This is a genomic window from Campylobacter sp. MG1, assembly GCF_026616895.1.
Lineage (GTDB): Bacteria > Campylobacterota > Campylobacteria > Campylobacterales > Campylobacteraceae > Campylobacter_E.
In genome coordinates this window covers 1-16,832 of sequence record NZ_JANYME010000008.1, presented here as the reverse complement: position 1 = coordinate 16,832, position 16,832 = coordinate 1, and the positions used below count along the sequence as shown (strand labels likewise).

The 16,832-nt window shown below is 26.5% G+C and carries 17 protein-coding genes; 16 read left to right on the top strand and 1 reads right to left on the bottom strand.

Annotation, left to right across the window (positions count from 1 at the left end; genetic code table 11):
* Positions 1-2: 2 nt before the first annotated feature.
* Positions 3-1,058, bottom strand: coding sequence for a lipid-A-disaccharide synthase (locus tag NY022_RS07290; RefSeq protein WP_267524851.1), 1,056 nt, complete (start codon positions 1,056-1,058; stop codon positions 3-5).
* Between the two features lie 188 nt (positions 1,059-1,246).
* Here NY022_RS07290 and NY022_RS07285 point away from each other — a divergent pair, with 188 nt between their 5' ends.
* From NY022_RS07285 to ychF, 16 genes are all read left to right on the top strand, one after another.
* The gene (locus tag NY022_RS07285) at positions 1,247-2,947 is read left to right on the top strand and encodes an acetolactate synthase large subunit (protein ID WP_267524849.1); all 1,701 of its coding nucleotides are present in this window, start codon (positions 1,247-1,249) and stop codon (positions 2,945-2,947) included.
* Positions 2,944-3,408 (top strand): acetolactate synthase small subunit, encoded by a 465-nt coding sequence (gene ilvN / locus NY022_RS07280; RefSeq protein WP_267524848.1) that lies wholly within the window; start codon positions 2,944-2,946, stop codon positions 3,406-3,408. The genes NY022_RS07285 and ilvN overlap by 4 nt, the downstream gene beginning before the upstream one ends.
* Entirely contained in the window at positions 3,405-4,340 is a 936-nt protein-coding gene (lpxD, locus tag NY022_RS07275) for a UDP-3-O-(3-hydroxymyristoyl)glucosamine N-acyltransferase (RefSeq protein WP_267524846.1), read from the top strand. Before ilvN ends, lpxD begins: the two co-directional genes overlap by 4 nt.
* Complete coding sequence (locus NY022_RS07270) at positions 4,337-4,558, top strand: hypothetical protein (protein WP_267524844.1); 222 nt, start codon at positions 4,337-4,339, stop codon at positions 4,556-4,558. Before lpxD ends, NY022_RS07270 begins: the two co-directional genes overlap by 4 nt.
* Position 4,559: 1 nt before the next feature.
* Positions 4,560-5,741 (top strand): FtsW/RodA/SpoVE family cell cycle protein, encoded by a 1,182-nt coding sequence (locus NY022_RS07265; protein ID WP_267524841.1) that lies wholly within the window; start codon positions 4,560-4,562, stop codon positions 5,739-5,741.
* Complete coding sequence (locus NY022_RS07260; protein ID WP_267524839.1) at positions 5,738-6,721, top strand: UDP-N-acetylglucosamine--N-acetylmuramyl-(pentapeptide) pyrophosphoryl-undecaprenol N-acetylglucosamine transferase; 984 nt, start codon at positions 5,738-5,740, stop codon at positions 6,719-6,721. The genes NY022_RS07265 and NY022_RS07260 overlap by 4 nt, the downstream gene beginning before the upstream one ends.
* On the top strand, positions 6,718-8,082 hold the full coding sequence (locus NY022_RS07255) for an MBOAT family O-acyltransferase (RefSeq protein ID WP_267524837.1): 1,365 nt from the start codon (positions 6,718-6,720) through the stop codon (positions 8,080-8,082). The genes NY022_RS07260 and NY022_RS07255 overlap by 4 nt, the downstream gene beginning before the upstream one ends.
* Positions 8,082-9,014: a hypothetical protein gene (locus NY022_RS07250; RefSeq protein ID WP_267524835.1), complete on the top strand. Its 933-nt coding sequence runs from the start codon at positions 8,082-8,084 to the stop codon at positions 9,012-9,014. Before NY022_RS07255 ends, NY022_RS07250 begins: the two co-directional genes overlap by 1 nt.
* Positions 9,011-10,057, top strand: coding sequence for a GDSL-type esterase/lipase family protein (locus tag NY022_RS07245; protein WP_267524834.1), 1,047 nt, complete (start codon positions 9,011-9,013; stop codon positions 10,055-10,057). Before NY022_RS07250 ends, NY022_RS07245 begins: the two co-directional genes overlap by 4 nt.
* Before the next feature lie 9 nt (positions 10,058-10,066).
* A complete protein-coding gene (locus NY022_RS07240; protein WP_267524832.1) occupies positions 10,067-11,428 on the top strand; it encodes a uracil-xanthine permease family protein in 1,362 nt (453 codons plus the stop codon).
* A 110-nt stretch (positions 11,429-11,538) separates the two neighbouring features.
* A complete protein-coding gene (locus NY022_RS07235; protein WP_267524830.1) occupies positions 11,539-11,967 on the top strand; it encodes an RpiB/LacA/LacB family sugar-phosphate isomerase in 429 nt (142 codons plus the stop codon).
* Positions 11,968-12,285, top strand: a complete 318-nt coding sequence (locus NY022_RS07230; RefSeq protein ID WP_267524828.1) for a hypothetical protein — start codon at positions 11,968-11,970, stop codon at positions 12,283-12,285. It abuts the gene before it with no gap.
* Positions 12,286-12,298: 13 nt separating this feature from the next.
* On the top strand, positions 12,299-12,832 hold the full coding sequence (gene apt, locus NY022_RS07225; RefSeq protein WP_267524826.1) for an adenine phosphoribosyltransferase: 534 nt from the start codon (positions 12,299-12,301) through the stop codon (positions 12,830-12,832).
* A 2-nt stretch (positions 12,833-12,834) separates the two neighbouring features.
* Positions 12,835-13,485, top strand: coding sequence for a DedA family protein (locus tag NY022_RS07220; protein WP_267524825.1), 651 nt, complete (start codon positions 12,835-12,837; stop codon positions 13,483-13,485).
* Positions 13,469-14,881 (top strand): leucyl aminopeptidase, encoded by a 1,413-nt coding sequence (locus NY022_RS07215; protein WP_267524824.1) that lies wholly within the window; start codon positions 13,469-13,471, stop codon positions 14,879-14,881. Before NY022_RS07220 ends, NY022_RS07215 begins: the two co-directional genes overlap by 17 nt.
* On the top strand, positions 14,878-15,981 hold the full coding sequence (gene ychF / locus NY022_RS07210; protein ID WP_267524823.1) for a redox-regulated ATPase YchF: 1,104 nt from the start codon (positions 14,878-14,880) through the stop codon (positions 15,979-15,981). The genes NY022_RS07215 and ychF overlap by 4 nt, the downstream gene beginning before the upstream one ends.
* Positions 15,982-16,832 lie beyond the last annotated feature (851 nt).

The window sequence follows — 16,832 nt, the reverse complement described above, 5'->3', positions numbered from 1 at the left end:
TTTTACTCCTTAATTAATTTTACTAAATTATTTGCTATTTCACCTTTAGTTAGCTCTCTTAATTTTTTTGACTTTTTTAAAAAATCATCTTTATTAGCATTTTTAAATGCGTTTATCAACTCTATTTTATCAAATTTTTGAACAAATTCTTTATGAAACTCTCCTAAATCAAGCTTATCAAAAATAATATTACAAAGTCCAATAAATTTGATTTTTACTAAAGTTTTTGCTATGAAATAATCAATCATTTTAGCCTTATAACATAAACAAAAAGCATTTCCAATAAGCCCTGCTTCAAGACTTGCAGTCCCGCTACAAATATAAGCAAACTCGCATTCTTTTAAGGTAGCCTTAGTATCATATGAGATAGTAAAGCCGCTTAAATCTTCATATAAATCTAATCTATCTTTTAAAAAATTTGGCACACAAACTACGCATTCATAGTCTTTAAAATCTTGTTTTAAATTCCTAAAAATCGGCATTAAAGATTTGATTTCGCTTTTTCTTGAACCTGGTAAAAAGGCTATTAATTTTTTAGAATTTGAGTTTTCTTTAAAATAATCTTTCAATGCTTCATTGCTTGGATTTCCAAAATAATGAGATTTTTTAAAATACTGATTTTCAAAAGGCAAAATCCCAACTAATTCATCACATAAACTCTCAACTACCTTAATCCTACCTTTTTTCCAAGCCCAAACTTGTGGCAAGATAAAATAAATAATTTTGCCTTTAAAACCTGCTTTTCTTAAGGCTTTTGCAAATGGTATATTAAAAGCAGGAGAATCAATTAATAAAATCTTTTCAATTTTATCATTAAGTGCTATTTGAACCAAATTTTTTATAGCTTTTTTTGCTTTTAAAATAAGTGGCAAAATCTGCACAAAACCCATAGCATTAAATTCTGTAAAATCACAATAATTATTAGAATTTAAAATAGGAATTTCATTTTTTAAATTAATATCATAAATCCCGTATAATTCTATATTATCTAATTTTTTTAATATATGTTTTAGATGAGAATTTGCAGAATTTTCTAAAGCTATGCTTAATAATTTCATATTTTTTCCTTGTATTTTATTTATTAAGATATTTTTTTTAAAATATCAAGTTATATTTTACTAAATGTAACAAAAATAGTAAATTTATTGATAAACTAAAATGAGTGCTTTTATTAAGTTTTAGTTTTTAAATTTTAAGTATAGAATTATTTAAAATCATATGGATTTATTAATGTTAAGGAGTAAAAATGATAAATGGTTCTAAGATGATTTGTGAAGCTTTAAAGCTAGAAGGTGTTGAAGTAGTTTTTGGTTATCCTGGTGGAGCAGCTTTAAATATCTATGATGAATTATATAAACAAAATGATTTTAAACATGTTTTAGTTCGTCACGAACAAGGTGCAGCTCACGCAGCAGATGGCTATGCAAGGGCTAGTGGTAAAGTTGGAGTTGCTATTGTTACAAGTGGTCCAGGATTTACAAATACTTTAACAGGGGTTGCTACAGCTTATGCTGATAGTATTCCAATGGTTTTAATTTCAGCTCAAGTTGCAAATTCACTAATAGGAACTGATGCGTTCCAAGAAATTGATGCAGTTGGAATGAGTAGGCCTTGTGTAAAGCATTCTTATTTAGTAAAAACTATTGAAGAATTACCAAGAGTTTTAAAAGAAGCTTTTTTTATAGCAAGAAGTGGTCGTCCAGGGCCTGTTCACATTGATATTCCAAAGGATATTACAGCTACAAAGGGTGAATTTAAATATCCTAGCGAAATAAATATAAAAACATATAAGCCAACTTATAAAGGTAATCCAAGACAAATAAAGCGTTTAGCAAATGCAATATTAGAATCTAAAAAACCACTTTTATATCTAGGTGGTGGATGTATTAGTTCTAATGCTAGTAATGAAATTCGTTATTTTATTGAAAAAACTAAAATACCAGCAGTTTGCACTTTAATGGGTTTAGGAGTATTAGAACACGATAATCCATATAATTTAAGAATGGCAGGAATGCATGGAAGCTACAGAGCTAATATGGCTATGAGTGAATGTGATTTATTGATATCAGTCGGTGCTAGATTTGATGATAGAATTACAGGTAAAACTAGCGAGTTTGCAAAATTAGCAAAAATTGCTCATATTGATATTGATCCTAGTTCAATATCCAAAATAATTAAAGCTGATTTTCCTATAGTTGGCGATATTAAAAATGTTATGAGTGATTTAAATAATGAAGTTGGTAATAACTTAGATTTTAGCGAGTGGCATGAAATTTTAAATAGGCATGAAAATTTATATCCTACATTTACATATCAAGATAGCGATGAGGTATTAAAACCTCAATGGGTAATTAATGAATGTGCGAAAATTACTCCTAATGCTAATGTTATTACCGATGTAGGGCAACACCAAATGTGGGTAGCGCAATTTTTTAAATTCAATGAACCAAGAAGACTTAGCACAAGTGGTGGTTTAGGAACTATGGGATATTCAATTCCTGCTGCTTTAGGAGTTGCATTTGCAAAAAATAATGAAGTAGTTCTTAATTTTGCTGGTGATGGTTCGTTTTTGATGAATATTCAAGAATTAATGACATTAACAGCAAGTAATAAAAAAGTAATTAATATTATTTTAAATAATTCATATTTAGGAATGGTTCGTCAATGGCAAACTAGATTTTATAATGAAAGATATTCAGAAACTAATCTTGAAGATGTGCAACCCGATTATGAAATGTTAGCGAAAAGTTTTGGCTGCGATGCCTATAGAGTAAAGAGTAAAGATGAATTTATTAAAGCATATCACGAATGTTTAAAAAGCCCTAGAACTTGCGTGATTGATGTTGTTATTTCAAGATTTGAAGATGTTTTACCAATGGTTCCAGCAGGTGCTGCAATTTATAATATGATATTACCACAAAATTTAATAGCAAAGGACAATAAATGAAAAGAGCTTTAAGCATAATAGTATCAAATGAACATGGGGTTTTAAGTAGAGTTGTAGGGCTTTTTTCAGGTCGTGGGTATAATATAGATAGTTTAACTGTGGCACCTACTATGAATAATGAATTTTCAAGAATTAATATAACTACGAGTGGAGATGATGCAGCGTTTGAACAAATTACAAAACAACTTCATAAATTAATTCCTACTTATAAGGTTTTAGAAGGTTGTGAGTTTGTAGAAAGAGAATGTGCCTTGGTAAGAATAGGTATAAATGAAAATTTAGCAGGGCTTGATAGTTTGCTTAAAAGCTTTAATGGCAGTATAGCTCATTCAAATGATGAGACAATTACTATATGCGTAAATGATACAAGTGATAGAATAGATAATTTTTTAAAGACTATGAAAAAATTTAATCCTATTGATTATGCTAGAAGTGGTTCATTGTTAATGGAAGTTAAATGAAAAGTTTAAAAGAATTATGTGAAAATATAGGAATTAAAATAGAATTTGAAATGCAAATTTCAAATTTAAATTCCTTAGAAGATGCAAATGAAAATGAGCTTAGTTTTTGTATAAAAGAATGTGATGCTTTAAAAACTACTAAAGCAGGTGCGGTATTAATTAGTGAAAAATTAGCAAATCTTTTACCGACAAATGTAAAAGCAGTTATTTGTGAAGACCCAAAATATATTTTTGCATTGTTTAGTAAGGTATTTTCTAAGGATTTAATTAGAGTTGGTAAAGACGCAATTATAGGCGAAAATACAACAATAATGCCAAATGTTTATATAGGTAAAGATGTTAGCATAGGAAGTAATTGCACTATTTTAGCAGGTGCTTATATTGGCGATGGAGTTTGTATTAAAGATAATGTAATAATATACCCAAATGTTACAATTTACAATGATAGTGTAATAGGAAATCATTGTATAATTCATGCTGGAAGTGTTATTGGAAGCGATGGTTTTGGCTATGCAAGTAATAGCAAAGGACATTTTAAAATCTATCATAATGGTTATGTAGAATTACAAGATTTTGTTGAGATTGGTTCGTGCGTTTGTATTGATAGAGCAGTGTTTTCAAAAACACTTATAAAAACAGGCACTAAAATTGATAATTTAGTTCAAATAGGACATAATTGTGTTTTAGGTCAAGGTTGCTTAGTAGTATCTCAAACAGGACTTGCGGGTTCAAGTGAGCTTGGAAATGCTGTTGTAATGGGTGGTCAGAGTGCAACGAGTGGGCATTTAAAAATTGGCGATGGTGCTATTATTGCTGCTAGGGGCGGAGTTAGTAAAGATTTAGCTGGTGGCAAGGTTTATGGTGGATTTCCTATAATGGAGCAAAGTGAGTGGCTAAAAATGCAAGCAAAATTAAAAAGGATTAATAAATGAAAGTTGATGTTTTAAATACCATTTTATTAAATGATACACAAAGTGGTAAAATTTCATTAGCTAATATAAAAGAGCCTTATGGTAGTGGTAGTAAAGATGTTTTAAGTGTAGCAATATGCCTTAAAGATAATACTCCTGAGTGGAAGATTCATATACCATATGAAAATTTAGATGAATTAATAATAGCTTTACAATCAATCTCTGAAAAAAGGCATTAATTTGCTTAATACACACACTAGAATTTTTGTAGCTACATTATTTTTAATGATGATAAGTGTTGTGTTTGTATTTTCTACTGGATTTTTTAATTATGGTGGTCAAAAGAGTCCGTATGAATTTTTATACCATCAGTTTTTGTTTTCATTAGTTGGAATTTCAATAATATGTGCAATGCAGTTTATGAGTAAAAAAACTTGCTATAATTTAATGATAGTTATGTTTTTAGTAGCTCTTATTGCATGTGCTATATTACCATTATTACCAACTTCTTTAGTTGTCGAGACAAAAGGTGCTAGAAGGTGGATTAGAGTCTTTGGTTTTTCACTTGCACCACTTGAATTTCTAAAAATAGGTGCTATTTATTTACTAGCATTAACTTATTCAAGAAGAATATATGCTGGTGAAAAATCTGTGGTTAAAGAATGTGTAATATTACTTCCTACTGTTTTAATTTATATTATTCTTTTTTGGCTTATTTATAGTACTCAAAATGATTTAGGGCAGTGTGTTTTAATAGCTATGGTTTTAATTTTTATGGCATTTAGAGCAGGTGTTAGTTATAAATTATTTTTCTCTTTAATATTAGCATCCGTATTAGCAATTATTTTAATAATATTAATTAGTCCTAGAAGATTACAAAGAATATTAGATTGGTGGGGTGGTGCGCAAGATTTTTTCTTATTATTATTTCCTGAAAATATACAAGAGATTTTAAGAGTGAGTAATTCAGAAATGCCTTATCAAATTTTTCACAGTATTAATGCTATTTATAATGGTGGATTTGTAGGTAGGGGATTTGGATTAGGTGTTTTTAAATTAGGATTTTTAAGCGAGGTGCATACTGATTTTATTTTAGCTGGAATTGCTGAAGAGATAGGTTTTTTAGGCTTTATAGGTGTTGGTGTTATTTTTGTAATTTTGATTTTATCAATATTTAGATTAGCAGTATTAATGAAAAATAAAAAAGATCATTTATTTTGTTATGGAATTGGAATATGTTTGATGATTAGTTTTTTTATGAATTTAGGTGGTATTATATCTTTTATCCCATTAAAAGGTATTGCAGTTCCATTTTTAAGTTACGGTGGTAGTTCTATGATAGCAAATTCCATAGGTATAGGTGCGATTTTATGTATTTTTAAAAATGCTGGTGAAAATAAAGAATTGGATATAAAAATATGATTTTAATAACTGGTGGCGGAACAGGTGGACATTTAGCAGTAGCTAAGGCAGTTGCAAATAATTTAGATGATTTTGTTTATATAGGTAGTACTAAAGGGCAGGATAGTCTATGGTTTAGTGGTGAAAAATGTTATTTTTTAAAAAGTAGTGGTTTTGTAAATCAGGGAATTTTTGGTAAGATTAAGGTTTTATTTTCTTTATTAGTATTAGTTTATGAATGTTTAAAAATATTTAAAAAACATAAAATTAGTTGTGTGTTTAGTGTAGGTGGATATTCAAGCGTACCAGCATCTTTAGCAGCAATAATATCTTTTAAAAAATTGATAATACATGAGCAAAATTCAAAAATAGGTTTAGCAAATAAGATATTAAAACCATTTGCTTATAAATTTTTTAGTGCATATGAAAAAGAACTTTGTCCATATCCTATTCAAAATATTTACAAACAATTAAAAAGAAAAAGAACTGAAATTAAGACTGTATTGATATTAGGTGGTTCTCAAGGGGCTAGATTTTTGAATGATTTTGCATTAGAGTTGTATCCTGAATTATTAAAATTGAATATAAATTTAATTCATCAATGTGGGGCTAAAGAATACGATAAATATGAAAAAGAATATTCTAAATTTGATAAAAAACCTATATTAATAGGATTTTCTAAAGAAATTTATAAATATATGAGAGAGGCTGATTTTTGTATTAGTAGAGCTGGAGCAAGTGCTAGTTTTGAATTAGTAAATATAGCATTACCAACACTCTTTGTACCATACAAATACGCTTATAAAAATCATCAATATTACAATGCACTTTATTTAGTAGATAAAAAATTAGCTTTTTTATGTGAAGAAAAAGATATAAATGTTGATAAAGTTTTAAATTTAATTATGAATGATGCCTTAAAATATTCTTCAAATTTATTTGATTTAGATTATGATGATGGAGCTTTATTGTTGGCTAATATATTAAAAGGTTTGAAGTGAATATATTTAATTTAAAACTAAATTTATTTTCTATTGAATTTTTAATATTGTTTTTGATTTTTTTTATTATTTATAATAAGTCAAATTTAAAGATTCAAAATATTTTATTATTAGCTTTTTCTTTATTTTTTATATATAAAATAAATTTATATTGTTTTATAGTTTTAATTATATTTACTTTTTTTATACATTTTTTTGCATTGAGTATTTATACTAGAAATAGTAAGAATATTTTTTTGACAATTATATTTGCTGTGGTATTAAATTTAGCGTTTTTCAAGTCATATCAATATATAAAGGATAGTTTGGATTATTTTTTTACTCTTATTAATTTAGAAGGCTTTAGTGAAATATTTTTTCCAGTTGGACTTAGCTATTATACATTTAATTCTATTACCTATTTAGTTTATATATATAAGAATAAAGAAAGACCGGTAGGATATTTTTATTTACTTAGTTATTTTAGTTTTTTTGCTATTTTTCTTAGTGGACCTATATTTGAGTTTAAAGATTTTAAAAAACAATTCGACAATTTAAAGAGATTCAAACATTTAAATTTAGTTTTATCTAATATATTATTTGCTTTAGTAAAAATGCTTTTTTTATTGCCTTTTATTGATAAATTATTTATTGACTATGCTAACGATATTGATAATTTAGGAATTTTAGGATTATTAAATTATTTTTATTTATACTCTATAAAGTTATATTTGGATTTTAGTGCTTATGTGAATTTAGTGAGTGCTATAGCATTGATATTAGGTATAAAATTACCTAGAAATTTCAATAACCCATTTAAAGCTAAAAATATCCAAGATTTTTGGCGTAGATGGCATATGTCGTTATCAAATTTTATTAAAAATTATATATATATACCTTTAGGAGGTAGAACAAAAAATATTATTAGACATTATTTTAATATTTTTTGTGCTTTTTCATTATCAGGTTTATGGCATGGTGTTGAACTTAATTTTTTAGTATGGGGTTTATTACATGCTTGTGGTTTAATTTTTATAAATATTTTTAAATTTAATATGAAACCAATTTTATCATCATTTATAAATTTTACATATATATCTTTGATTTGGAGTTTTTTCTTTTTAACATTTGATAATGCTATAAATACACTTAGTTTATTTATTAATAATAAAAATATAAGTATTCAAGAAATTTATTTATTTACTACTATTGTTGTTTTGTTTATTATTAATTTTTACTCAAAAAATCATTTAGCCTTGTTAGTTATTTTTCTTAGAAAATTAGATTTAATTACAAAAATTATTTTTATTAATATAGTTTTATTAATTGTGTTTATTTATATGCCTAATGGTATTCCAAATTTTATATATATAGGTTTTTAATGAGAGAATTTATATTAATTTTAATTACATCTAGCTTGCTTTTTATAGGAATTTTTAATGATTCTTTAAAAGAGTATTATTATCAAACATATCATAAACCGATATTGTACAATAATATTTTTTTATCAAAAGCAAATGAATTTAGATTATATTTAGAAAATAATGTTTTTTTATTAAACAAAGATGAATTATCAAATTTAGATAATTTTTTAGATGAAAAACAAGAATATAAAATATTTTATATGTATGATAAGTGTCATTTAAGTCATTTGCATAAAATAAAACTTATATATGATGAATATAAAAATATAAAACAAAATATAGTTTTGAAAAAAGATGATGGTTTAATACTTTTAGGTGATAGTTTAATGCAAGGCGTGGGGGTTGCAATTTGTAATAAAGCTAGAAAGAAAAATATAAAATGTGAAAATATTGCAAAGCAAAGCACTGGATTACTTAGAAAAAAATACTACGACTATGCTAAGGTTTTAGATGATACACTTAGTAATAAAGATATAAGAAATATTGTAATGCTTGTTGGTGTTAATGATTTATGGGACGCTAGTGAAAATAAAAAATTATTAAAATTTGGTGATAAAGAATGGATTGAATTTTATATAAGAAGGATAAATGAGCTTGTTGAAGTAGCACAAAAATATAATGCTAATTTATTTTGGTATGAACTACCAGTTGTTAAAAATGAAATTCAAAATGATAAAGTGAGAATTTTAAATGATATATTTTTGTATTTATCAAATAAAAGAAATTATCATTTTATAAAATTAAATCCTATATTAACTGAGCATTTTGATTTTTATATAAAAATTGACGGCAAAAGTAAAAAAATACGGTCAAATGATGGTATACATTTTACTCCTTATGGGTATGCTTTATTATCAGATGATTTTTTTAAAAAGGTTGAATTCCAATGAGATGGGTTGTTTTTTTACTCATTTTTTTATTATTTACTTCTTGCTCTAATAAGGCGATTGATGGTAAAACTGAGGTTTTATCAAATGATAAGCTAGAAAAAGATAAAGTTATTATTGAAAATAAAGTTTTAGATAAAGATGAAATTAATAATCAAAGATCTGATAATATTAAATTTAAAAAAATATTATTTATAGGTGATTCTCATATAGCGAGTGATTATATGAGTAATTATTTTAGAAACGCTTTAAATATACATTATTTAGGCTTTATCCCCCCTGATTTACCTAAATGGCATAATCAATATTTGGTTAAATATAATAACGAAAATTTTAATATAAATTATTTGATAAATACTAAAAATAATTTAGCTTTTTCAGGAATAAATGCTGTTTGTAATAATGATTGTAAGATAAATATAAATTTAGATTTTACCCCAAAAAATATAGAGTATTTAGAATTAAAAAATAATATCTGGAGTTTTAAAAAATATACTAAAATTACTCAAAACATAAATTTTAATGTAAAAAATAATACAACTATAGGTGGATTTTTTTCAAATAATCAGACATTTATTGATAGTATTGGTATTAATGGTGCTAGTATTTTTAATTATGATAGGATTAATAAAAATATACAAAAAATAGCAGCTAAAAAATTAAATTATGATTTAGTTATTTTTTCTTTCGGTACAAATGAAAGTGTAGCAGATACTATAAATTCAGATGAATTTTTATTTAAATTTAATAATTTAATAAAAATTTTTAATTCAGCTAAAATTATTTTATTAATTCCACCTGAACCCGTTATATATAAAGATAAAGTTTATGTTAAAGGTAAGAATAACGACAATATTAAGAAATTAATAAAAAAGCTCGCAGAACAAAATCAAGTTAATGTTTTTGATATTGATGAATTAATGCAAAAAGAGGGGGGTAAACAAGAGTGGATTAAACAAAACAAATCTTTAAAAAATACTCATTTAACAAAACAAGGTTATGACTATGTTGCTTCAAAGCTTTTAAAATATTTAGATAAAATTTAAGGATGAAAAATGAAAGATGAATTAATCTATCATTTAGAAGATAGACCACCGTTTATGCGTGCATTACTTGCTGCACTTGTGCATTTAATGGCTATGTTTGTAGCTGTAATTACTCCATCACTTCTTATAGGAAAAGGTATAGGGTTAGATGAAGAAAATATTACGAGAATTGTATCAATGTCTTTATTTGCTAGTGGTGTAGCTGGATTCATACAGATGAGTACTATTAAAATAGGAAAATTTCAAATAGGCTCAGGACTTTTGAGTGTACAAGGAACAAGTTTTAATTTTGTTTCAGCAATTATTTTTGGAGGCTTGATTTTAAAAAATAAAGAGCTTAGTGATGCACAAATTTTAGGTGCAATTTTTGGTACATTAATGCTTTGCAGTATTACCGAGATGTTAGTTTCAGTTAGTCTAAAATATGTTAGAAAAATAATATCTAATTTAGTTTGTGGAATAGTCGTTATGATAATTGGTCTTACATTAATAAGTGCTGGCTTAATAAGTGCTGGTGGTGGCTATTCTAGTATGAATAAAGATTTAGCACCAAATTTACAATTTGCTAGTTTAGAAAATTTAATGTTAAGTGGCATTGTATTATTATTTATAATTATTTTTAATTCATTTAAACAACCTATTTTTAGGGTAGGAGCTTTATTTTTTTCAATATTAATAGGTATAGTTTTAGCATCTTTTATAGGAAGGTTTAGCTTAGATAATATTAATGCAGTTGATACTTTCATTGTTCCTATTCCATTATTTTATGGTCTTAGTATAGAACCAGGTTTAATTTTAACTTTTGTGATAATTTTTTTAATAACATCTCTTGAAACGATAGGTGATATTAGTGCTACGAGTGAGCTTAGTAAGCAGCCATTAAGTGGAGAAATTTATGAAAGAAGGCTTAGAGGCGGAGTATTTGCTAATGGATTTAATTCATTTGTATCAGGTTTTTTCAATACTTTCCCAAATTCTTGTTTTGGACAAAATAACGCTGTAATTGCTCTTAGCGGAGTAGCAAGTCGTTATGTAGGATATATCGTTTGTATAATGTTAATGCTTTGTGGGATTTTTCCTATTGTTGCGGAGTTTGCTTTAAGAATACCTGAACCAGTTATTGGTGGAGCTATTTTAGTAATGTTTGGAACAATTGCAGCAACAGGAATTAAGATAATTTCAAGAGAACAATTAAATAAGCGTTCGGTTATGATTTTATCTATATCTTTAGCTTTAGGATTAGGGGTAAGTACTCAGCCACAAATTTTAGAACATTTACCAGAATTTTTTAAAACTTTATTTAGTTCAGCTATAGCAACAGGTGGTTTAAGTGCTATAGTTTTAGAAATTCTTTTACCTAAAGAAAAATAAATAATTTATTGCCACTGTTGTGTGGCAATTTTTATATTTTTAATTATTAACTTTTTTTATTAATTAACTTTTAAATATTAAACTAAAATTATTTTATATCAAGGAAAAATATGAGAATTTATTTTGCAAACGACCACGCAGCAACTAAGTTAAAGTTTAGTTTGATTGAATACTTTAGTAAAGAATACGAATGTATAAATCTTGGTTGTGATAGTGATGATAGTGTGGATTATCCTGATTATGCTAATAAATTAGCAAATGAGCTTAAAAACGATACAAATGCAATAGGTGTTATTATTTGTGGAAGTGGTATAGGAATTAGCATAGCGGCAAATCGTCATAAGCATATTCGTGCAGCACTTTGTCATTGCGAAGATTATGCAAGATTAGCAAGAGAACATAATGACGCTAATGTTATATCTTTAGGCGCTAGATTTGTTGATTTTGAACTTGCAAAAAATTTAATCATAACCTTTATAAATACCCCATTTCTTGGTGGAAGACACGAAAATAGAGTAAAAAAATTAGGGCTAAATTAAATGCTTGATTATTTTATTGTATTCATATTAATTTGTGTTTGCATATTTTTTATAGTAATGATGTTTTATTATAAAGCTCTTTTTTTAAGAGAGAAAAATATAAAAGAAAATTTAGAAAATAATATTATTGATATGGAAGAATTAATTAAAAAATTACAAACTCATTTTAAGAGTTCTTTAGAAAATATTGATTTATTAGATAGTGAAATTATTAAACTTAAAAATGAAATAATAAATTTAAGAATTAGAAATTCAAAATATCGTTTAGAAAATGATAAATTAAAATCAAAATCAGAAGAGATTAATGATATAAGTTAATTTAAGGGCAATTATGAATATAGAAAAATTATTAAATGAGAAGATAAAAAGATACCCAAACTACCCAAAAGAAGGAATTGTATTTGCAGATATTACCACGCTTTTAGCAGATAAAGAAGGTTGGCAAGTTTTAATAAATCACTTAAAAGATAAATATAAAGATGAAGAATTTGATTTTTTAGTAGGAGCTGAAAGTCGTGGCTTTATTTTTGCAGCTGCATTAGGAGCTATTTTAAATATCCCTTTTGTTCCAATTAGAAAGAAAAATAAACTCCCAGGAGAGCTAATAAGCATTGAATATGATTTAGAATACGGCAAAGATAAAATAGAGATGAAAAAGGACGCATTTTTAGGCAAAAAAGATGTAAAAGTTCTTTTTATGGATGATTTATTAGCTACAGGTGGCACTAGCATTGCTTGTATGAAATTATTAAAATTAGCAGGTGCTAAAGAAATTAAGAGTTGTTTTTTAATAGATATAAATATCGGTGGGTATGATGCTTTAAAAGAGCATTGTGACGATATTTATTGTGTTTTAAAGGATTAGCAATGGATATGATAATTAATTTTATAAATTCCTTTTTTGCTGACCCTGAGGGGGTTTTAACTTCCTTATTTAGAGATAAAATCGTAATTGCTAGTATTATTATATTTTTATGGTGCACGCTAGAAGGCGAAACTGCATTAATACTAGCAGGACTTGCAGCTCACGGAGAACATATTCATATAGGACTTATCACATTTATAGCAGGTTGTGGGGGATTTTTGGGCGATCAGATATATTTTTATATAGGAAGATACTCAAAAAGCTATATTAGAAAAAAGCTAAAAACACAAAGGCGAAAATTTGCAGTAGCACAGATTTTACTTCAAAAATACGGCTGGCCTATAATATTTATTCAACGCTATATGTATGGTTTTAGAACCGTTATTCCTATGAGTATAGGGCTTACTAATTATAGTGCAAAGAAATTTGGAATAATCAATTTTATTTCAGCTCAAATTTGGGCAGCAGTAACAATAGTAACTGTTTATATTTTCGGAGAACAAATTTGGGCTATTATTAATTGGGCAAAAGAGCATTGGTATTTAGCAGCTATTTTAGTAATAGGATTTTTATGCTTAATTTTATATGCTTTTAAAAGTTTAGAAAATAAATTATTAAGTAAGAAAGGTAAAAAAAATGAAAGTAGTATTTAATGAAAAAAATACTGATTTTAAAGTTTGTTTGATACAAAACAAAGATTTAAGTAGATTTGATGATAAAGAATTTTTTGAAATAAATGATTATAAAGGAGTTGGAGCGATTTGCAACCTAGCTAAAAGAACGCTTTATGTTGGCTTAAACGATGAATTAACTTATGCTAGTTTTATAGCTAGTTTAGGTAGTGCGATTAAGAGCATTAAGAGCTTAAATATAAAAAGCATTAGCCTTGAATTTATTAATCTTGGTTGTGAGTTTTATAGTGCTTATGCTCATATTTATGCTGTTATTTCATCTTTATATGAGTTTAACAAATATCATAAAGAGCCTAAGAATTCTAAAATAGAATTAATAAGCCTTGAAACACAACAAAACGATGATATTCAACAAGGCGTTGAGCTAGGTAAAGTATTAGCAAATGCTTGTGAAGATGTAAAAAATATAGTAAATGAAATTCCAAGCACTTATAATCAACTTAGTTTTGAAAAAGACGCTTTAAAATTAGCTAAAGAATTTGATTTAGAATGCAATGTTTATAGCGATGATTATTTACAAAAAGAAGGAATGAACGCATTTTTAGCAGTAAATCGTGCAAGTAGTTATCCTGCAAAATTAATCCACTTAGCTTATAAACCACAAAACGCTATTAAAAAAATAGTTTATGTAGGAAAAGGGCTTGTATATGATACAGGTGGGCTAAGTCTTAAACCGGCTGATTATATGCTAACTATGAAAGCTGATAAGAGTGGTGCGGCTGCTGTTTTAGGTATTTTAAAAGCAGCTAGTATGTTAAAACTACCTTATGAAATACACGGAATTATAGGTGCAGCACAAAACTGCATAAGCGAAAAATCATATATGCCTGATGATATATTGATTTCAAGAGAAGGTGTAAGTATAGAAGTAAGAAATACTGATGCTGAAGGAAGATTGGTTTTAGCAGATTGCTTGAGTTTTGCTCAAGATTTAAAGCCTGATTTATTAATAGATTTAGCTACTTTAACGGGTGCTTGTGTGGTTGGGCTTAGCGAATATACAAGTGGTATTATGGGATATAATGAAGACTTACAAAACGAGTTTTATAACAATTCAAAAAGAAGTGGCGAATATACTTGCGTTTTACACTTTAACCCACACATTAAAGAGCTTATCAAAAGTAAAATAGCTGATGTTAGTAATACAGGTAGCTCAAGATATGGTGGGGCAATTAGTGCAGGAATGTTCTTAGGCGAGTTTATTAGAAAAGAATATAAAGACAAATGGTTGCATTTAGACATTGCTGGACCTGCTTATGTAGAAAAAGTGTGGGGCGAGAATGCTTATGGAGCAAGTGCAGCTGGAGTTAGAATGAATATTATAAACTTACTTAGAATGGCAAGGAGCGCAAAATGAGCCTTAGCGTAGGTATTGTTGGACTTCCTAATGTTGGTAAAAGCACGACTTTTAATGCTTTAACAAAGGCAGCAAACGCTCAAGCAGCAAATTATCCATTTTGCACCATTGAGCCAAATAAAGCTATTGTTGAAGTGCCTGATGAGAGATTAAAAGTCTTAGCAAATATAGTAAATCCTGAAAGAATAATGCACTCAATGATAGAATTTGTAGATATTGCAGGTCTTGTAAAGGGTGCTAGTAAAGGCGAAGGTTTAGGGAATAAATTCTTAGCAAATATTCGTGAAACTGATTTGATTTTACATATAGTAAGATGTTTTGATGATGAGAATATCACTCATGTTGAAGGTGGGGTTGACCCGTTAAGAGATATAGAAATCATAAATCTTGAATTAATCTTAGCTGATATTGAACAACTTAATAAAAAGCTTGATAGACTTAGCAAAGAAGCAAGAGCAAATCTTAAAGGTGCTAAAGAATGCCTTGAATTAGCACAGGATTTATTAAAACACCTAGAAGATGGCAAATTAGCTAGTGAATATAATAATCGTGATAGTGAAGCTTTTATAACTTTAAATAAAGAATTAAGATTACTTAGTGCTAAAGAAGTAATTTATGGCGTTAATGTAAGCGAAGATGAATTATTAGATGATAATGATTATGTAAAAAAGGTGCGTGAATATGCAGCCAAATCAAATCATAGCGTTTTAAAATTATGTGCTAAGCTTGAAGAAGATTTGGTTGGAATGGACGAAGCTGAAGCTAATGAGTTTTTAAAAGAATTAGGTGTAAATGAAAGTGGTTTAGCAGCTATTATTAGGACAAGTTTTGCTAAGCTTAATTTGATTTCTTATTTTACTTGCGGGGTTAAAGAAGTTAGGTCTTGGACTATTCATAAAGGTTATAAAGCTCCTAAGGCTGCAAGTGTAATTCATAATGATTTTGAAAAAGGCTTTATCAAGGCTGAAGTAATTAGCTATGATGATTTCGTAAATTGTGGTGGTGAAGCAAAGGCTAAAGAAGCAGGTAAATTACGCTTAGAAGGTAAAGATTACGAAGTAATTGACGGCGATATAATGCACTTTAGATTTAATGTTTAAGGTAAATTTACTTTAAACATTTTATTATTTAATTTAATAGATTGAAATTGTATAATAATTGTTTTTATGTTTTATAGCATTGCTAATGCAAAATGATCTGGTTAAATTTTTAATATTTAATTTATATAGAATAAATTTATGGACTAGTAAAATTTATTGTTTGAAATTTTAATTTTATATATAATTTAAATTATAATTTATTGAAAAAATAAAATTTATTTTAAAAATTATTTAATTAAATTTTTAGTTTTATATAATATATTAATTTATTATAATAATTTTTATTTTGCAGTTAAATTTATAATTTGATATATTTTTTTAGAAATGAATAATATTTTTAATAATAAAATTAATTAAAATTATGAATTTGTTAAATTATTTTATTTAATAGAATATTACGAAACACCTAAAATATTAAAAGATTTGAAAGAAAAATGATTAAAAATAAATAAATTAGATGAAAAATAGATTAAGGTGAAATAATTATTGTGAATTAGTATCGTAATAAAAAGCATATCAAAAAATAAAGATTTTTAATATAAGGTACATAAAATAATTAGGTGTTTATAAATATAAAAACTAATTAAAAGTATAGATATAAATAATGAAGTATAACAATGAAACAAAAGTCATTAACTATGAATATTTAAGCTAAATAAAATACTATAAAGTTTAAATTAAGTTTTTTAGTGTGTATTATTTAGTTTTTTTGCATTTTTATAAATATACATCACATTTTAGAGTTTATAACTGCTTTGATTTGTCTTTATATAGTCTAGATAAATCGCAAGAATAAAATAGGCAAGGGAGAGGCTAAAGCTATCTAAAATGTAATTAAATTTTATATCATA